19 protein-coding genes are annotated in these 17,132 nt (G+C 66.5%); 6 read left to right on the plus strand and 13 right to left on the minus strand.

Features of this window, described 5'->3' with window-relative positions; translation table 11 throughout:
- Window positions 1-7 precede the first annotated feature (7 nt).
- From ACWDTF_RS00170 to rpsJ, 12 genes are all read right to left on the minus strand, one after another.
- A complete protein-coding gene (locus ACWDTF_RS00170; protein WP_355276543.1) occupies window positions 8-1,345 on the minus strand; it encodes a cation:proton antiporter in 1,338 nt (445 codons plus the stop codon).
- Window positions 1,346-1,431: 86 nt separating this feature from the next.
- On the minus strand, window positions 1,432-1,722 hold the full coding sequence (gene rpsQ / locus ACWDTF_RS00175) for a 30S ribosomal protein S17 (RefSeq protein WP_240860875.1): 291 nt from the start codon (window positions 1,720-1,722) through the stop codon (window positions 1,432-1,434).
- On the minus strand, window positions 1,719-1,952 hold the full coding sequence (gene rpmC / locus ACWDTF_RS00180; protein WP_355276545.1) for a 50S ribosomal protein L29: 234 nt from the start codon (window positions 1,950-1,952) through the stop codon (window positions 1,719-1,721). Before rpmC ends, rpsQ begins: the two co-directional genes overlap by 4 nt.
- Window positions 1,952-2,368 (minus strand): 50S ribosomal protein L16, encoded by a 417-nt coding sequence (gene rplP / locus ACWDTF_RS00185; RefSeq protein ID WP_240860874.1) that lies wholly within the window; start codon window positions 2,366-2,368, stop codon window positions 1,952-1,954. The genes rpmC and rplP overlap by 1 nt, the downstream gene beginning before the upstream one ends.
- Before the next feature lie 3 nt (window positions 2,369-2,371).
- Window positions 2,372-3,178, minus strand: coding sequence for a 30S ribosomal protein S3 (gene rpsC, locus ACWDTF_RS00190; RefSeq protein ID WP_240860872.1), 807 nt, complete (start codon window positions 3,176-3,178; stop codon window positions 2,372-2,374).
- A 2-nt stretch (window positions 3,179-3,180) separates the two neighbouring features.
- A complete protein-coding gene (gene rplV, locus ACWDTF_RS00195) occupies window positions 3,181-3,591 on the minus strand; it encodes a 50S ribosomal protein L22 (protein ID WP_240860870.1) in 411 nt (136 codons plus the stop codon).
- The gene (rpsS, locus tag ACWDTF_RS00200) at window positions 3,591-3,872 is read right to left on the minus strand and encodes a 30S ribosomal protein S19 (protein ID WP_005193585.1); all 282 of its coding nucleotides are present in this window, start codon (window positions 3,870-3,872) and stop codon (window positions 3,591-3,593) included. Before rpsS ends, rplV begins: the two co-directional genes overlap by 1 nt.
- Window positions 3,873-3,892: 20 nt before the next feature.
- Window positions 3,893-4,729, minus strand: coding sequence for a 50S ribosomal protein L2 (gene rplB / locus ACWDTF_RS00205; protein WP_355276548.1), 837 nt, complete (start codon window positions 4,727-4,729; stop codon window positions 3,893-3,895).
- 30 nt (window positions 4,730-4,759) lie between these two features.
- Entirely contained in the window at window positions 4,760-5,065 is a 306-nt protein-coding gene (rplW, locus tag ACWDTF_RS00210) for a 50S ribosomal protein L23 (protein ID WP_240860864.1), read from the minus strand.
- Between the two features lie 2 nt (window positions 5,066-5,067).
- A complete protein-coding gene (gene rplD, locus ACWDTF_RS00215) occupies window positions 5,068-5,727 on the minus strand; it encodes a 50S ribosomal protein L4 (protein ID WP_240860863.1) in 660 nt (219 codons plus the stop codon).
- Window positions 5,724-6,380 carry a 50S ribosomal protein L3 gene (rplC, locus tag ACWDTF_RS00220; RefSeq protein WP_240860860.1) on the minus strand — a complete coding sequence of 219 codons (657 nt, stop codon included), beginning with the start codon at window positions 6,378-6,380 and terminating at the stop codon, window positions 5,724-5,726. The genes rplD and rplC overlap by 4 nt, the downstream gene beginning before the upstream one ends.
- A 19-nt stretch (window positions 6,381-6,399) precedes the next feature.
- The gene (rpsJ, locus tag ACWDTF_RS00225; protein WP_003938093.1) at window positions 6,400-6,705 is read right to left on the minus strand and encodes a 30S ribosomal protein S10; all 306 of its coding nucleotides are present in this window, start codon (window positions 6,703-6,705) and stop codon (window positions 6,400-6,402) included.
- A gap of 562 nt (window positions 6,706-7,267) precedes the next feature.
- Here rpsJ and ACWDTF_RS00230 point away from each other — a divergent pair.
- From ACWDTF_RS00230 to ACWDTF_RS00240, 3 genes are read left to right on the plus strand one after another with little or no spacing between them, the layout of a single operon-like run.
- Complete coding sequence (locus tag ACWDTF_RS00230) at window positions 7,268-8,035, plus strand: succinate dehydrogenase cytochrome b subunit (protein ID WP_240860858.1); 768 nt, start codon at window positions 7,268-7,270, stop codon at window positions 8,033-8,035.
- Entirely contained in the window at window positions 8,035-9,984 is a 1,950-nt protein-coding gene (locus ACWDTF_RS00235) for a fumarate reductase/succinate dehydrogenase flavoprotein subunit (RefSeq protein ID WP_355276552.1), read from the plus strand. The genes ACWDTF_RS00230 and ACWDTF_RS00235 overlap by 1 nt, the downstream gene beginning before the upstream one ends.
- A gap of 10 nt (window positions 9,985-9,994) precedes the next feature.
- Complete coding sequence (locus ACWDTF_RS00240) at window positions 9,995-10,744, plus strand: succinate dehydrogenase/fumarate reductase iron-sulfur subunit (RefSeq protein WP_355276554.1); 750 nt, start codon at window positions 9,995-9,997, stop codon at window positions 10,742-10,744.
- 849 nt (window positions 10,745-11,593) lie between these two features.
- Here ACWDTF_RS00240 and ACWDTF_RS00245 read toward each other — a convergent pair.
- Window positions 11,594-12,547: a hypothetical protein gene (locus ACWDTF_RS00245; RefSeq protein ID WP_355276556.1), complete on the minus strand. Its 954-nt coding sequence runs from the start codon at window positions 12,545-12,547 to the stop codon at window positions 11,594-11,596.
- A 185-nt stretch (window positions 12,548-12,732) separates the two neighbouring features.
- Between ACWDTF_RS00245 and ACWDTF_RS00250 the strand changes: the two genes are divergently transcribed.
- From ACWDTF_RS00250 to ACWDTF_RS00260, 3 genes are all read left to right on the plus strand, one after another.
- Window positions 12,733-13,236 carry a hotdog fold domain-containing protein gene (locus tag ACWDTF_RS00250; RefSeq protein ID WP_240860852.1) on the plus strand — a complete coding sequence of 168 codons (504 nt, stop codon included), beginning with the start codon at window positions 12,733-12,735 and terminating at the stop codon, window positions 13,234-13,236.
- A gap of 96 nt (window positions 13,237-13,332) precedes the next feature.
- Window positions 13,333-15,132, plus strand: a complete 1,800-nt coding sequence (locus ACWDTF_RS00255) for an N-acetylglutaminylglutamine amidotransferase (RefSeq protein WP_240860851.1) — start codon at window positions 13,333-13,335, stop codon at window positions 15,130-15,132.
- Window positions 15,129-17,129, plus strand: a complete 2,001-nt coding sequence (locus tag ACWDTF_RS00260; RefSeq protein ID WP_240860849.1) for an alpha/beta hydrolase family protein — start codon at window positions 15,129-15,131, stop codon at window positions 17,127-17,129. The genes ACWDTF_RS00255 and ACWDTF_RS00260 overlap by 4 nt, the downstream gene beginning before the upstream one ends.
- The last annotated feature ends 3 nt before the right edge of the window (window positions 17,130-17,132 follow it).

Consider the following 17,132-nt stretch of genomic DNA (forward strand, 5'->3'; position numbering starts at 1 on the left):
CACGCGGTCAGGCCCGGCGCAGGAATCGGGTGCGTGAGCGCAGCGGGAGGCTTTGCGTGGTCGGCGACGGCTCGGCTGCCGACGACGGATAGCGACGCGCGAGCGGACCTGCGCTCACGCCGTGCAGGATCACGCTGGCCAGCACCGTGACCCCGATCGCGGCGACCGCGGCCTGGGCGGTCGGGTTGTCGCCGAGTTCCTCGAAACCGAGGAGCGCGAACACCACCGACGCGAGTCCACGCGGCCCGAACCAGCCCACGAGCGCCACATCACGCATCGGCAAACCGGCGCCGGGAGCGGAGCGAGCGGGCCAAATGACACCTGCGCCGATCAACGACATCGCGACCGGCAGCATCCGGAACACGGTGAGACTCAGCGCGGCATACCCCAGCATCGCCACCAGATCCCCGGCGTCGGCGACGTCGATCACCAGCGGGATGAGTCCGGCGCCGAACAAGAACCAGACGACCAGCGCGAGAAGTTCTCCGCCGAGTTCGGGAAGTACCTCCAGGTCGGTGTCCTCTTCACCGCCGTCCTCGGTGTCACCCCGGTCGATGAAGTGCCCGAAGGCCATGCCGGCGACGAAGGCGGCGATGAAACCGTTGCCCTCGATGGCGATGGCCAGAGCGAAGATGCCGGCCGCCGTGGCCAGTGCGGCGATCCGGCGGGTCGCGGGTGACGACAAACCGTGGCGCACCGACAGATTGATGGCCCACGCACAGACGAATCCGCCGGCCAGCCCGATGCCCAGGCCGAGCAGCAGTTCGATCACCGCGTCGGCGACGGTGATGTGCTCGCCACCGTGCATGCCCAGCGCCGACGCCGACAACGCGATCGCCAACGTGACCACGGGTGTCGCGATGCCGTCGTTGAGGCCGCTCTCCACGTTCAGCGTGAGCCGCAGCCGCCGCGGGATTCGCTTGTCGTTGATGACCTGGACGCTCAGCGCGGCGTCCGTCGGTGCCAGCGATGCGCCTACGAACAGCGCCAGCGCCCAACCGAACTCACCGAACACCACTTGCGCGCCGACGGTGCCCACCAGGATCGTCAGCGGCAGTCCGATCAGCAGCAACCGCGCGGGCAGCCGGGCCTGCGCGCGCAGTCGTCCGACGCTGACCCGGGACGCGTCGGTGAACAGCACCAGGCCCAGGGCCAGTTCGGCGAGCGTGTGGACCATCGAGGCGTCCACGTCGACCGTCAGCACACCCCACGTCGGGTTGGCGAGACCATAACCGGCGACGACGAACACCAGCGGCCCGGTCACGTCGTGGCGCGACAGCAGTTGTGAGGTGACCGCCCAGCCCAGGATCAGCAGGCAGATCACGGCCATCGTCGCGTCGGTCATGGCGGCATTATGCCCGCACAAGAAAGCGGTCCGTTCCCTGAACCGGGAACGGACCGCTTTACTGAGATCTGGATTGGAGCAGGCCCTTACTTGGCCTTCTCCAGCACCTCGACGAGACGCCAGTGCTTGGTCGCCGACAGCGGGCGGGTCTCCATGATCCGCACGCGGTCGCCGACGCCGGCATCGCCGTTCTCGTCGTGGGCCTTGACCTTGGACGTGGTCCGGATGATCTTGCCGTACAGCGCGTGGCGCGTACGATCTTCCAGCTCGACCACGATGGTCTTCTGCATCTTGTCACTGACGACGTAACCGATCCGCTCCTTGCGGCTGTTACGCACCTCAGTCTGGGTTTCGGTCACCTTCTGGTCCTCACTCATGCGTCATCACCATCCGGTCCCGACGCCAGGCCCAGCTCACGCTCACGCATCACGGTGTAGATGCGCGCGATCTCGCGACGCACGGTCCGCAGACGACGGTTGTTGTCGAGCTGGCCGGTGGCCATCTGGAACCGAAGGTTGAACAGTTCTTCCTTCGACTCTTTCAAGCGATCGACCAGATCGGTGTCGGTGAGCTCACGCAGCTCGTTCGCAGCAACTCCGAGTGCCATCAGAACTGCTCCTCTCTGGTCACGATCCGGGTCTTGATGGGCAGCTTGTGTTGCGCGCGGCGCAGGGCCTCGCGAGCGGTGTGCTCATCGGGGTAGGTCATCTCGAACAGCACGCGACCCGGCTTGACCGGGGCGACCCACCATTCGGGCGAACCCTTACCCGAACCCATGCGGGTTTCGGCCGGCTTCTTGGTCAGCGGACGGTCCGGGAAGATGTTGATCCACACCTTGCCGCCACGCTTGATGTGCCGGTTGATGGCGATACGAGCGGACTCGATCTGCCGGTTGGTGATGTAGGCACTCTCCAGAGCCTGGATGCCGAAATCACCGAACGTCACCTTGGTGCCGCCCTTGGCCTGACCCTTCAGGCTCGGGTGATGCTGCTTGCGGTGCTTGACCCGCCGTGGGATCAGCATGAATCAGCCCTCCTGCTTCTCGGTGCCCGCACCAGCAGTGGCCTCAGCAGGAGCTTCCGCCGCACGTCCGGCGTCGGTGCTCGTGGCAGTGGTGCCCGAGGCACCGCTGCGGCGAGGCCGGCTGGGCCGGCGCGGACGACGGTCCTCGGCTGCCGGAGCGGCCGCGGCCAGCTCACGACGTCCACCGACGATGTCGCCCTTGTAGATCCACACCTTCACGCCGATGCGGCCGAAGGTGGTCTTGGCTTCGTAGAGTCCGTAGTCGATGTCGGCGCGCAGCGTGTGCAGCGGCACCCGGCCTTCGCGGTAGAACTCACTGCGGCTCATCTCTGCGCCACCCAGGCGACCCGAGCACTGGACCCGGATGCCCTTCACGTTCGGCTGACGCATCGCCGACTGGATCGCCTTGCGCATCGCGCGGCGGAATGCCACACGGTTGCTCAGCTGCTCCGCGACGCCCTGGGCCACCAGCTGGGCCTCGGACTCTGCGTTCTTCACCTCGAGGATGTTCAGCTGCACCTGCTTGCCGGTCAGCTTCTCCAGGTCGCCACGGATCCGGTCGGCCTCGGCGCCACGGCGACCGATGACGATGCCCGGGCGGGCGGTGTGGATGTCGACGCGAACCCGGTCACGGGTGCGCTCGATCTCCACCTTGGCGATGCCGGCGCGCTCGAGCCCCTGCGAGAGGAGCTTGCGGATGGCGACATCCTCTTTCACGTACTCCGCGTACTGCTTGTCGGCATACCAGCGCGACTTCCAGTCGGTGGTGATGCCCAGACGGAAGCCGTGCGGGTTGATTTTCTGGCCCACTACTAGGCTCCCTTCTTCTTCGGCTGACGCGACCGGGCGCGGCCTGCGGTTGCCTTCTCCGGCAAGGACTCCACGACCACGGTGATGTGGCTGGTGCGCTTGCGGATGCGGAACGCGCGACCCTGCGCACGCGGCTGGAACCTCTTGAGGGTCGGGCCCTCATCGGCGTACGCGGTGGCGACGACCAGGGTCCGGCGATCCAGACCCTCGTTGTTCTCCGCGTTGGCAACGGCGCTCGCGAGCACCTTGTAGACGGGCTCCGACGCGGACTGCGGGGCGAACCGCAGGATATCCAGTGCCTCGTCGACGTTCTTGCCGCGAACCAGGTCCAGCACACGGCGGGCCTTCATCGGCGTCACGCGAACAAACTTCGCGGTGGCTTTCGCCGTCGGATTATCGGTCTGCGTAGTCATCAGCGGCGCTTCGCTTTCCGGTCATCCTTGATGTGACCCTTGAAGGTGCGGGTGGGGGCGAACTCGCCCAGCTTGTGCCCGACCATGTTGTCCGAGATGAACACCGGGACATGCTTGCGACCGTCGTGGACGGCGAAGGTGTGACCGATGAAATCGGGGATGATGGTCGAACGGCGCGACCAGGTCTTGATGACCTGCTTGGTGCCCTTTTCGTTCTGTGCGTCGACCTTGGCAAGCAGGTGGTCGTCGACGAACGGGCCCTTCTTGAGGCTGCGTGGCATTCTCTAACTCCCTCCTGTGCTTATCGCTTGTTCTTGCCGGTACGACGGCGACGCACGATCAGCTTGTCGCTCGCCTTGTTCTTGCGGGTACGGCCTTCCGGCTGTCCCCACGGGCTCACCGGGTGGCGACCACCCGAGGTCTTGCCCTCGCCGCCACCGTGCGGGTGGTCGACCGGGTTCATCACGACACCGCGGACGGTCGGGCGCTTGCCCTTCCAGCGCATGCGGCCGGCCTTGCCCCAGTTGATGTTGCTCTGCTCGGCGTTGCCGACCTCGCCGACGGTGGCGCGGCAGCGCACGTCGACGCGACGGATCTCGCCGGAGGGCATACGCAGGGTCGCGTAGGTGCCTTCCTTGCCGAGCAGCTGGATCGAGGCACCCGCGCTGCGGGCCATCTTCGCCCCGCCACCCGGACGCAGCTCAACAGCGTGCACCTGGGTACCGGTCGGGATGTTGCGCAGCGGCAGGTTGTTGCCGGGCTTGATGTCGGCGGTCGGGCCGCTCTCCACCACGTCGCCCTGCGACAGGCCACGCGGCGCGATGATGTAGCGCTTCTCGCCGTCCAAGTAGTGCAGCAGTGCGATGCGCGCGGTGCGGTTGGGGTCGTACTCGATGTGTGCGACCTTGGCGTTGACGCCGTCCTTGTCGTTACGACGGAAGTCGATCAGACGGTAGGCGCGCTTGTGACCGCCACCCTTGTGCCGGGTGGTGATGCGACCGTGGGCGTTGCGACCACCGCGACCGTGCAGCGGACGAACCAGCGACTTCTCCGGATGGTCACGGGTGACCTCGGCGAAGTCGGCGCCACTGGCACCACGACGACCGGGGGTCGTCGGCTTGTACTTACGAATAGCCATGAGTTCTCAGTCCTTCTCTCGAGGTCCCGGTCAGCTGACCGAGCCTCCGAAGATCTCGATGGGCTTGCTGTCTTCGGTGAGCGTCACGAATGCGCGCTTGGTGGACTTGCGCTGGCCGTAGCCAGAGCGGGTCCGCTTGCGCTTGCCCTGCCGGTTCGCGGTGTTGACGCTGGCAACCTCGACGCCGAAGATCTGCTCGATGGCGATCTTGATCTGCGTCTTGTTGGAGTCCGGGTGCACCACGAAGGTGTACACCTGATCTTCCATGAGTCCGTAGGACTTCTCGGAGATCACCGGCGCCAGAACGATGTCACGGGGGTCAGCCTGGGTAGCCATGCTCACGCCTCCTTCTCAGTCGCGGTGTTGGCGGCGATGAACGCGTTGAGCGTCTCCACGCTGAACACCACTTCGTCCGAGTCGAGGACGTCGTAGGTGTTGAGCTGATCCGGCGCGATCGGCAGCACGTTGCCCAGGTTGGCCACGCTCTTCCACGCCGTCAGGTCCTCACGGCCGAGCACGACCAGGAACTTGCGGCGATCCGACAGGCTCTCCAGGAACAGACGTGCCGTCTTGGTCGACGGGACCTGCCCGGAGACCAGTTCGGTGATCACGTGGATGCGCTCGTTGCGGGCGCGATCGCTCAGCGCGCCGCGCAGGGCGGCCGCCTTCATCTTCTTGGGGGTGCGCTGGCTGTAGTCACGCGGCTGCGGGCCGTGGACGGTGCCACCACCGGCGAACTGAGGTGCGCGGGTCGAACCCTGGCGGGCGCGGCCGGTGCCCTTCTGCCGGTACGGCTTGGCTCCACCGCCGCGGACCTCGCCGCGGGTCTTGGTGGCGTGCGTGCCCTGGCGCGCGGCGGCCTGCTGGGCCACCACGACCTGATGCATCAGCGCGATGTTGGCCGTGACGTCGAACAGTTCGGCGGGCAGGTCAACGGTTCCGTTGGTCTTGCCGTCGGCAGTTTTGACGTCCAGCGTCAGCTTGGTTGCGGTACTCATTTACCGGCTCCCTTCACTGCGTCGCGAACCACCACGACGCCGCCCTTGCGACCCGGGATGGCTCCCTTGATCAGCAGCAGGCCGGCCTCGGCGTCCACCTTGTGGACGGTGAGGTTCTGCGTGGTCACCTTGTCGTTACCCATGCGTCCGGCCATCCGCATGCCCTTGAACACGCGTCCCGGGGTGGCGCAGCCACCGATGGAACCCGGTGCGCGGTGCACGCGGTGCGCGCCGTGGCTGGCGCCCAGACCGGAGAAGCCGTGACGCTTCATGGGGCCGGCGAAACCCTTGCCCTTGGAGGTGCCGGTCACGTCGACCAGCGAACCCTCGGCGAAGACCTCGGCGGTCAGTTCCTGACCGACCTCGAACTCGCTGACATCGTTGACGCGGATCTCGGCCAGATGGCGGCGTGGCGTGACACCGGCCTTGGCGTACTGACCGGTGACCGGCTTGGTCACCTTGCGCGGATCGATCGCACCGTAGGCCAGCTGCACGGCGGTGTAGCCGTCGCGGTCGGCGGTACGGAGCTGGGTGATCACGTTCGGGCCGGCCTGGATGACAGTCACCGGAACGACGCGGTTGTTCTCGTCGAAGACCTGGGTCATGCCGAGCTTGGTGCCCAGAATGCCCTTGGTCGCACTTTGATTACTCATGATTCTTCTCGCCCCCCGCCTACTGGATGTTGACGTCGACGCTGGCCGGCAGGTCGATGCGCATCAGCGCGTCGACCGTCTTCGGCGTCGGGTCGAGGATGTCGATGAGTCGCTTGTGGGTGCGCATCTCGAAATGTTCGCGGCTGTCCTTGTACTTGTGCGGCGAACGGATGACGCAGTACACGTTCTTCTCGGTGGGCAACGGCACCGGGCCGACGACGCGTGCACCCGTACGGGTCACGGTCTCCACGATCTTGCGCGCCGAAGCGTCGATCGCCTCGTGGTCGTAGGCCTTGAGCCTGATGCGGATCTTCTGTCCCGCCACGCTGTGTCCTCTTCCGTCAGTTGTTCTCGACAGACAAACACCGCGTGACCAGGGACGGCCTCTCGCCGGCTGAGCACATGACCACCGTGTGAGATTCGGCAATCGACGCTGTTCATCTGTCGTTGTACGTTTGGCTCGTAGCTGGTACGAGCCGTTTCGCTCCGGCACCCGCGGTCGGGCGTGTCGTGACCATGAACCGGATTCGGCGCATGCGTTACACGCCCAGTCCCCGTTTCCCGGGCCTGGGAGTCATTCACCTCACTGGCGCACCGAAATGCTTCAGGCCGCAGAAAATCCTGCGTCCGCCGGTGAAGGCAACCCGACAAGTATGCACCAGGTCGGGGTCGGTATTCAAATCCGTGGTCGGGACCGCCCCATCTGCGGAAATCTGTACGCCACAGCCCCGCCAACTGCACAGTGCACCTGGCTCACCTCCCAGGTACAGACATCCGACGCCGGACCGATCCATCGATCACCCGGCAGGCCCGTACCGAACCCAATACGCTCTGATCAGGGAACCGAGACGTGGCTCGCCAGCCCCGAGCCGACCGGAAGGCCTGGCATGAGCACGCTCATCGGACCGCACTCCGACGCTGACGCACCCATTCCCGAACCGCGCACGACCAGCGCATTGCCGACCTCGCGCCCGCCCCGACCGAGCAACGTGACGCTGAAGGTCACGATGGCGCTCACCGGTACGGTGTTCGCCCTGTTCGTGCTGGTCCACATGATCGGGAATCTCAAGGTCTACACCGGCGCCGACCATTTCGACGCCTACGCCCACTGGTTGCGCACCCTGCTCGAACCGCTGCTCCCCTACGAGGGCGCCCTGTGGATCTTCCGGTTGGTGCTGCTCGCCTGCCTGGTCGCACACATCGGGGCGTCATTCATGCTGATCGGCCGGTCGCATAAGGCCAAGGGCCGGTTTCGACGCAAGGGCATGAGCTGGAAACGACTGCCCGCGACGCTGATGCCCTACACGGGGCTGGTGCTGTTCGCGTTCATCGTCTTCCACATCCTCGACCTGACGACCGGCACCAAACCGGCAGCGAGCGACGACTTCATCTCGACCACCGAGCAGCAGTCGTACGCCTATCACAACCTGGTGGAAAGCCTGCAGCGCTGGCCGGTTGCGCTCTTCTACATCGTCGCGATGGCGCTGCTCGGCCTGCACCTCGTCCACGGTCTCTGGAGCGTCGTCAACGATCTGGGCGCCACCGGCAAACGGGTCCGGCAGGTCGGGGCCGCGATCGCCCTGCTCCTCGCCGCAGCGGTCTCGATCGGCAACATCACCATCCCGCTCGCGGTGCTCACCGGGGTGGTGAGCTGATGACGATCGACCTGGGCACGCTGCGCACCGTCGGATCGGACCTGTCCTCCGGCGTGCCCGACTGCGACCCCACCGACGCCTGGCAACGTCGCCGCGACGAATACAAACTCGTCGGCCCGCTCAACCGGCACAAGTTCCGGATCATCGTCGTCGGCACCGGACTGGCCGGCGCCGGTTGCGCGGCCGCGCTGGGGGAGCTCGGCTACAACGTCTCGTCCTTCACCTTCCACGACGCCCCGCGCCGCGCGCACAGCGTCGCCGCGCAGGGCGGCATCAACGCTGCGCGGGCTCGCAAGGTCGACAACGACTCGATCCACCGCTTCGTCGTCGACACCGTGAAGGGCGGCGACTTCCGCTCCCGCGAGGCCGACGCGTTCCGGCTCGCCGAGGAATCGATCCGCGTGATCGATCATCTCAACGCGATCGGCGCCCCGTTCGCCCGCGAGTACGGGGGCAGCCTGGCCACTCGGAGTTTCGGCGGCGTGCAGGTGTCGCGCACTTACTACACGCGTGGGCAGACTGGTCAGCAGTTGCAAGTTGCCGCGTCGCAGGCCCTGCTCCGCCAGGTCGCGGCCGGCACGGTCACGCTGCACACCCGCCAGGAGATGCTCGACCTCATCGTCGCCGACGGCCGCGCTCAGGGCATCATCACCCGCGACCTGGTGACCGGAGAGATCAGCGCGCAGACCGCCCACGCGGTGGTGCTGGCCACCGGCGGCTACGGCACCGTGTACTTCCAGTCGACGCTGGCGCGCAACTGCAACGCGACCGCGTCGTGGCGCGCACATCGCCGCGGGGCGCTGCTCGCGTCGCCGTCGTTCATCCAGTTCCATCCGACCGCCCTGCCGGTGAGTGCCGAATGGCAGTCGAAGACCACGCTGATGAGCGAGTCGCTGCGCAACGACGGCCGGATCTGGGTGCCGCGCAAGCAGCACGACGATCGCCCGCCGAACGACATCCCCGACGCCGAACGCGACTACTACCTCGAACGCAAATACCCGACCTTCGGCAACCTCACCCCGCGCGACGTGGCCTCCCGGGCGGCCCGCGAGCAGATCGAATCCGGCCACGGGGTCGGCCCGCTGCGCAACAGCGTCTACCTGGATTTCCGGGATGCGCTCGCCCGACTCGGCAAATCGACCATCGCCGAGCGGTACGGCAATCTCTTCTCGATGTATCACGACGCCACCGGTGAGAATCCGTACGAGGTGCCGATGCGGATCGCCCCTGCGGCGCATTTCACCATGGGCGGACTGTGGTCGGACTTCGACCAGATGACCTCTGTACCAGGCCTTTTCGTGGGCGGCGAGGTCGGCTGGGGCTACCACGGCGCCAACCGTCTCGGTGCCAACTCGCTCCTGTCGGCCTGCGTCGACGGCTGGTTCACGCTCCCCTACTCGATCCCGAATTACCTTGCCCCGCTGTTGAACACCGAACCGCTGGCACAGGACGACGACGCCGTGCAAGCTGCTGCCGCGTCGGTCGCCGCCCGCGTCGATGCGCTCACCTCGATCGGCGGCACCGAGGGCCCCGACCGTTTCCACCGCCGCCTCGGCGCCATCCTCTACCGCGGGTGCGGGGTGTCGCGCAGCGTCGAGTCGCTGAGCACGGCGATCGACGAGATCCGTTCCCTGCGTGACGAATTCTGGTTTAACCTGCGCGTCACGGGCGGTGGCCGGGAGTTCAATCAGGAACTCGAGCGCGCCGGCCGGGTCGCCGACTTCCTCGAACTCGCCGAACTGATGTGCGTCGACGCCCTCGACCGCGACGAGTCGTGTGGCGCGCACTTCCGCACCGACCATCAGACGGCCGACGGTGAGGCGATGCGCGACGACGAGAACTGGTGTTTCGTGTCGGCCTGGGAGACCACCGACGACGGCGCGCAGATCCGCCACGACGAACCACTCTCCTTCCCCGCCGTCGGCCTGCAGACCCGGAACTACCAGTGAGGTGGCACCGATGAAACTGACGATCAAAACCTGGCGACAAGAGAACGCCGATGCCGCAGGGCATTTCGAGACCTACACCCTCGACGACGCCACTCCCGAGATGTCCTTGCTCGACGTCCTCGACCGACTCAACGACCACCTGGTGGCCCGTGGCGAGGAACCCGTCGCCTTCGATTCGGACTGTCGCGAAGGCGTGTGCGGATCGTGCGGGATGATGGTCAACGACCGGCCGCACGGCCCCACCCCCAACACGCCGTCGTGCCGTCAGCATCTGCGACACTTCGGCGCCATCACCGAGCTCAAACTGGAACCGCTGCGCGCCAAGTCCTTTCCGGTGGTGCGCGACCTCGTCGTCGACCGTTCCGCGCTCGACCGCGTCATCGAAGCAGGTGGACATGTCGCGGTGAATGCCGGCCAGGCCACCGATGCCGACGCCCAACTCGTGCCGCACGACACCAGCGAAGCGGCCCTCGACTATGCCGCGTGCATCGGCTGCGGCGCCTGCGTGGCGGCCTGTCCCAACGGTGCGGCGCACCTGTTCGCCGGCGCGAAACTCCTGCACCTGGCCGCGCTGACGCAGAGCAAGCAGGAACGCGGCCGTCGGGCCAAGGCGATCACCGGGCAGATGGAACACGACTTCGGGCCGTGCTCGACCTACGGTGAATGCGCGACGGTGTGCCCGGCCGGGATTCCGCTCGACGCCATCGCCGGCGTCAACCGGGAGGCGATGCGATTCGGCGTCCGCCGCAAGCCGAACTGATCACCGGCCGTACAGCGTGACTTGCTCAAGCCGAAGAGCGTGGCCTCGCCACAGAAACCGCACCTGCCGTCAGAAACCTCAGGTGTGGCCGGAAACCGCTGGTGCGCGTCGGGTTTCTGGCCAGACACGCGGTTTCTGACATCGCGACACGCCGACCGATCCTTGGCCGGTCGGCGAAGCGGCCGCCATCACAGCCACCACAGAGACCTCACCTGCGGTCAAAGACCGGCAGCCCGAAGGTCTCTGATCAGAAATGAGGTCCCTGTCGCAGTGGCGGTTCGGAACAGATTGCTGCCACAGATGACACCGATGAGCGTCGATACGCAGATATACGCATCTGCGGGCTCAGTGGTGTCATCTGGGACAACCGGTCCGGACCCGAACCGGCCCCGTGGGTCGCTGTTGCCCACCGCGTTCCGCCGAACGTGGTAGCGCCGTTGACCAGGTGCGCAAGCGCCGCCGTCGGCCGTCGGCCAGATCGGGCCACTGAAAGTAGGGGAAGTAACTCGTCCCCGAGGCTTGGTGTCTTCCCCGCCAATTTTCCAGGGGACGACTCCGAACCTCGCGGAAGAAACTTCTTCCCCTACTTTTGGTGGGATGGCCACGGACGGCCCCTCCGTCGGCGTTGCCGACGATCATAGAGGCGGGAAGTGTGCGGCCGTCCGAAACGGTCTCCGTCAGAGGCCACCGAGGGCAGATTTCCCTCGGAGGCACCTCAGGACGACCGCTTCGGACACCATGTCGATAGGCCCGGCGATCTGGCCCCGGCAGAAGCACCGTCGATCCGACGACGACCGCAGAAAGCAGAGGATTGCCGACCTGGCAGCCCGAAGTCACCGCTACCGAGGCCTATTGCGACGGCCACTGATTCTGGCCGGGGTACTGGTTGTACCCGCCGGGCTGGTTCCCGTATCCGCCGTAGCCCTGACCTCCGGTCGGGTAACCGGTCTGGGGCATTCCGCCGTTCTGGTATCCGCCGGCCGCGTATCCACCTGGCTGATATCCGCCCTGTTGCGGCCAGCCACCATACGCGGTCGGCTTCGGCTTCTGCGGCAGCAACAGCATCACCAAGGCGGCGACGGCCACGAAGAACGCGATCAGTGCAGCGAAGAAGACGATCCACAGTCCGTAGCCGGCGCCCCAGTCGTCGGTGTTGCCCTCGACGTCGCTGTCGGCCACCGCCGACACCGGATCGGCGAAGAAGACCGACGCCATCACCATCAGCGCGAAACCGATCAGCACGGAGGCCACCACACCCCACTGGGCGATCTTCGGGAAGAAGAACACCACAGCCGACGCGATGAGCAGGATGCCGAAGATCAGAGTCCACACGCCGGGAGTCGAGGTCTCCTTCTCGATCTCCTTTTCCTGGTCCTTGACCCTGTCGTTGTCCGTGTCCACGCCATCCGCGTCGACATCCAGCGACACCGAACCCAGTCCGGTGATGCTGGCACTGGTGGAGACGCTGTAACTCCCCGCGCTGCTCTCGTCGCTCGCGGTCGCCCACGACAGGCAGCTGAAGATCACCAGCAGGACACCGAGAAACGCGAGAACTCCACCGAAAATGGTGTACAGCTGCTTGTTCGCCGGCCCGGCGAGGAAACGTTCGACGATCACCGGACGGGGCGCACGCGGCTGCGGCGGATAGCCACCGCCCATCGGCTGACCGGGGAAGCCGGCGCCGGGCTGCTGCCCGGGGTAGCCCTGCTGGCCCGGGTACCCGCCAGGCTGCCCGTACGGCTGACCTGGAACCGGACCGCCGGCTGGATTGTTCCAGCCACCCGTCGGTGGTTGGTAAGTCATCAGTTCCCCTTTGTGTGGCTGCGGCCACTCGACAACGATTCATCGCGCAGCATAGCGAATCGCCAGATTGCCGTATCCCACCCGAATGCCCCGGGCTGGGTCACGGTGGAGACCACGAACTCTCTCAGATAGGAGAACCGCACCCGCGGCCCACGGCAACTGACTCGCCGGTAAGGTAGGGACACATGGCCAACTCCGACGACGGCAGCCGGACCGCAAACGTCAGTGGCACGTACGCCCTGCGACGTCGTCTACCGGCAAACATCGTGGGCAACGCCCTGTTCTCGCTGGGAATGGTGGCCCGGGTGCCGTACTTCGGCACCGTGCTGCCATTGGTGCAGGAGATGGAACCCGGCTACTGCAAGGTGACCGCGCCGAACTGGTTCGGCGTCCACAACCACATCGGCACCTTTCACGCCATCGCGGCGTGCAACCTGGCCGAAGCCGCGATGGGGATGCTGATGGAGGCCACCACCCCGACCACGCACCGCTGGATCCCCAAGGCGATGCAGACCAGCTACCTGGCCAAAGCCGGCACCCGACTCACCGCCGAGGCCCGACTCGCCGAACCGATCGACTTCACCGCAATCACCGAGGGCACCGACGTCACCATCTCGGTGCAGGTCCTCGACACCCACGGCACCGAGGTGGTCCACTGCGACATCACCACCTGGGTGACCCCGGCCTGACGGGTCCGACGACGCGCCCGATCCCCTCGGCCTGCCACCACCCCGCCGACCTCTTAGGGTGGAGTGAACCCGGCTCCGAGAAGAAAGGCTGACCATATGTGCGGCATCTGCGGAGAAATCCGGTTCGACGGCACAAGCGCCGACGTGAGCGCCGTGGACACGATGACCTGTGAGATGACCCGACGCGGACCCGACGCGAACGGTCTCTATGCCAAAGGTTCGGTCGCGCTGGGCCATCGACGGCTCAAGATCATCGACCTGTCCGAACGCGGCAGCCAGCCCATGGTCGACCCCGACCTCGGACTCGCCCTCGTGTTCAACGGGTGCATCTACAACCACCGCGAGCTCCGCGCCGAACTCGAGGGCAAGGGCTACCGATTCTTCTCCCACGCCGACAGCGAGGTCATCCTCAAGGCCTTCCATGCCTGGGGCAAGAACTGCGTCGACCACCTGCTCGGCATGTTCGCGTTCGCCGTCGTGGAGACCGATTCCGGAACCGTCACCCTCGCCCGCGACCGCCTCGGCATCAAACCGCTCTACCTCGCCGAGCGCCCCGGCCGCCTCCGGTTCGCGTCGTCGCCGCAGGCCCTGTTGCGCGCCGGGGAAGTCGACACCACCATCGACCGCGTCGCACTCCATCACTACTTCAGCTTCCACGCCGTGGTCCCGGCGCCGCACACCATCTACAACGGTATCCGCAAGCTCCCCCCGGCCACCGTCCGGACCATCACCCCAGACGGTCGTAGTACCGAATTCCGCTACTGGACACCAGCTTTCGAGCCACACCCGGATCGGGCCGAGTGGGACGAGAAGCGGTGGCAGCACGAACTGATCGACTCGCTGCGCACCTCGGTGAAACGCCGTATGGTCGCCGACGTCCCGGTCGGCGTCCTGCTCTCCGGCGGCGTCGACTCCTCCCTCGTCGTCGCCCTGCTCGCCGAACAGGGACAAACCGACTTGGCGACCTTCAGCATCGGATTCGATTCCGCCGGAGGCGAAGCCGGCGACGAGTACGCCTACTCCGACGTCATCGCCGACACCTTCGCGACCGACCATCACAAGATCCACATCGGCACCGAACGGCTGCTGCCCGCGGTGCCCGACGCCATCGCCGCCATGGGCGAACCGATGGTCAGTCACGACTGCGTCGCCTTCTATCTTCTGTCGCAAGAGGTCAGCAAATCGATCAAGGTGGTGCAGTCCGGTCAGGGCGCCGACGAGATCCTCGGCGGATACAGCTGGTATCCGCCGCTCGCGGACACCGCGCGCAGCGAGACCACCAAGGCGTACGCGAATGTCTTCTTCGACCGTTCTCACGCCGAGATCGGCGCACTCCTCAACGAGCCGTACCACGTCGGGGATAACGATTACGACCCGAGTTGGGAATTCGTGGCGGCCCACCAGGCCGCCCCCGGCGCCGATTCGGCGGTCGACGCAGCGCTGCGCATCGACACCACCATCATGCTCGTCGACGACCCGGTGAAGCGCGTCGACACCATGACGATGGCGTGGGGCCTGGAAGCACGTGTGCCCTTCCTCGACCACGAGTTCGTCGAGTTGGCCGCGACCTGCCCGCCCGCCCTCAAACTCGCCCACGGCGGCAAGGGCGTTCTCAAAGAGGCCAGTCGCGCGCTGCTGCCGTCGGCGGTGATCGACCGCACTAAGGGCTATTTCCCGGTTCCCGGCATCCGTCACCTCGAGGGCGGGATCTTCGACCTCGTCGCCGACACCCTCAACTCACAGGCCGCCCGCGATCGGGGACTCTACCGGCAGACCGCGCTCGATCGGCTCTTCGCCGATCCCAACGGGTTCCGAACGCCGTTGGGCGGCAACGAACTCTGGCAGGTGGCACTCCTGGAGATGTGGCTGCAGACCATGGAGTCCGGTACCGCATGAGCCTGGCCACCGACTCCGACGACTCCGCCCTGTCGCCGGTACGTTTCGACGAACGCAGTTGGCACACCTATGCGCCGTCGGTATCGCCGGACGGCAGCGCGTTCGCCTACATCGTCGACGACGGCACAGGCTATCCACGGGCCGCACAGCGATCACTGTCGCGGGGCGGCGTCGGCGAATTGCGGTGGGTCCGCATCCCGGCGAGCGGCCCGGTCCGAAAGCTCGTGCACTCCACCGACGGTCGCTGGCTGGCCGTCGAGATCGCCCCCGGTGGCGGCGAGCACCACCAGGTGTGGGTCGTCACCACCAACCCCGACGACGACATCGCACACCGCGTCGGCGCCGTGCGCACCGACGGCGATCCCGGCCGGCCCACCCGCGTGGCCTCCGGGCGTTCATTCGGCACCGTCACCCTCGTCGGCTGGGACACCGACTGGGTTCTGCTCACCGCAACAGAACTCGACGGCACCGCGCATGCCCTCCGCGTCCACCCCGGGACGGGCACCGTGATGACCCTCGACGTCCGCGTCGGCGGCGCGCTGATCGACTCGTGGAAGGGCGCAACGCTTCTGCGCGTCGGCCCGCGTGGCTATCGCGACATGCTGTTGATCCGGCGTCCTCTCGAGGAGCCCGACGCCGAGGCGACGATCATGACGCCACTGCTGCCCAACGATCCGGGTTCGGTCACCGACGACGGCTACATCCTCGACCAGGGTTACGATCACCCGTCGCTCGTCTTCGTCGGACCGCCCCAGGATTCCGAACGCGACCTCGATTCCGTTCAGGCACTGGTGCTCAGCGATTTCGACGCCAAGTTCCCGCGCCTGCTCGGCGTCGAGGTGGGTGCCGACGGCAAACGGTTCCGGGTCCTCGCCGAGCGGCCCGACGCCGGTCTCGACGAATTCGCCGTGTCGCACAACCAGTCGACGGTGGCATTGCTGTGGAATGTGCGCGGGCGCAGCGAGTTACAGATTCTGACCCTGCCCGACCAGACCCTGCACACGCCGATCCCGCTGCCCGGCGAGGTCGGTGCCAACCTGTCCATCAGTGCGGCCGGAACCCTGGTGGCACTGACGGTGTCGAGCCCACAGCATTCGGCGCTGGTGCATCTGGTGAACACCTCGACCGGCGAGGTGACAGCCGTGCGCGACGATGTGGTGATCAGCGGCGGTCCGTCGACAGCGCTGCGAGGCGAACGCGTCGAGTTCTCCGCGCGAGACGGAATGCCGTTGTCGGGCTGGCTCTATCGAGCACACCTCGAGGATGGATCACCGCCGCCGTGCCTGATCTACTTCCACGGCGGTCCCGAAGCGGAGACCCGGCCCGACTACCAGTTTCTGTTCGGCCCTCTCGTCGACGCCGGGATCAGCGTGTTCGCACCCAACGTGCGCGGCTCAGGGGGCTCGGGCCGTCTGTTCTCGCACGCGGACGATCGGTACGGGCGCTACGCCGGCATCGACGACGCCGCAGACTGCGCTCAGTTCTTGTGCGACAACAAGATCGCCGACCCGGAGTCGGTGTACTGCGGAGGCCGCTCCTACGGCGGCTACCTCACGCTGGCCTGCCTCACCTTTCACCCCGGGGTCTTCGCCGCCGGGATCGCCATCTGCGGCATGAGTGACCTCGAGTCGTTCTTCCGCAACACCGAGCCGTGGATCGCCGTTGCCGCCTACACCAAGTACGGCCACCCGGAATCCGACCGCGAGTTGCTGGCCGATCTGTCTCCGATCCATCGGATCGCCGAGGTGCGCGCTCCGCTCCTCGTCGTCCACGGCGCTCACGACACCAACGTGCCGGTCAGCGAGTCCCAGCAGATCGTGAACGAACTGCGTGCCCTCGGCGCCACCGCGAAGATGCTCATGTTCGATGACGAGGGCCACGAGATCGTCAAGCGGCACAACCAACAACGTATGACCCAGGCGATCGCGGACTGGATTCACGGTCACCCGACCCGCTCGCAAGCGCACACCGCGCTGCCCGTGCGGTGGAGCGGCTGATCC

It is taken from the genome of Gordonia sp. NPDC003422 (assembly GCF_053588675.1).

Excerpts from the sequence above, each read along its gene's own strand:
- rplB (WP_355276548.1), bottom strand. The coding sequence starts at position 4,729 with ATGGCTATTCGTAAGTACAAGCCGACGACCCCCGGTCGTCGTGGTGCC.
- rpsS (WP_005193585.1), bottom strand. The coding sequence starts at position 3,872 with ATGCCACGCAGCCTCAAGAAGGGCCCGTTCGTCGACGACCACCTGCTT.
- ACWDTF_RS00245 (WP_355276556.1), bottom strand. The coding sequence starts at position 12,547 with ATGACTTACCAACCACCGACGGGTGGCTGGAACAATCCAGCCGGCGGT.
- rplP (WP_240860874.1), bottom strand. The coding sequence starts at position 2,368 with ATGCTGATCCCACGGCGGGTCAAGCACCGCAAGCAGCATCACCCGAGC.
- rplD (WP_240860863.1), bottom strand. The coding sequence starts at position 5,727 with ATGAGTACCGCAACCAAGCTGACGCTGGACGTCAAAACTGCCGACGGC.
- ACWDTF_RS00260 (WP_240860849.1), top strand. The coding sequence starts at position 15,129 with ATGAGCCTGGCCACCGACTCCGACGACTCCGCCCTGTCGCCGGTACGT.
- ACWDTF_RS00240 (WP_355276554.1), top strand. The coding sequence starts at position 9,995 with ATGAAACTGACGATCAAAACCTGGCGACAAGAGAACGCCGATGCCGCA.
- ACWDTF_RS00170 (WP_355276543.1), bottom strand. The coding sequence starts at position 1,345 with ATGACCGACGCGACGATGGCCGTGATCTGCCTGCTGATCCTGGGCTGG.
- ACWDTF_RS00250 (WP_240860852.1), top strand. The coding sequence starts at position 12,733 with ATGGCCAACTCCGACGACGGCAGCCGGACCGCAAACGTCAGTGGCACG.
- ACWDTF_RS00235 (WP_355276552.1), top strand. The coding sequence starts at position 8,035 with ATGACGATCGACCTGGGCACGCTGCGCACCGTCGGATCGGACCTGTCC.
- rplC (WP_240860860.1), bottom strand. The coding sequence starts at position 6,380 with ATGAGTAATCAAAGTGCGACCAAGGGCATTCTGGGCACCAAGCTCGGC.
- rplW (WP_240860864.1), bottom strand. The coding sequence starts at position 5,065 with ATGGCTACCCAGGCTGACCCCCGTGACATCGTTCTGGCGCCGGTGATC.
- ACWDTF_RS00230 (WP_240860858.1), top strand. The coding sequence starts at position 7,268 with ATGAGCACGCTCATCGGACCGCACTCCGACGCTGACGCACCCATTCCC.
- ACWDTF_RS00255 (WP_240860851.1), top strand. The coding sequence starts at position 13,333 with ATGTGCGGCATCTGCGGAGAAATCCGGTTCGACGGCACAAGCGCCGAC.
- rplV (WP_240860870.1), bottom strand. The coding sequence starts at position 3,591 with ATGACTACGCAGACCGATAATCCGACGGCGAAAGCCACCGCGAAGTTT.
- rpmC (WP_355276545.1), bottom strand. The coding sequence starts at position 1,952 with ATGGCACTCGGAGTTGCTGCGAACGAGCTGCGTGAGCTCACCGACACC.
- rpsQ (WP_240860875.1), bottom strand. The coding sequence starts at position 1,722 with ATGAGTGAGGACCAGAAGGTGACCGAAACCCAGACTGAGGTGCGTAAC.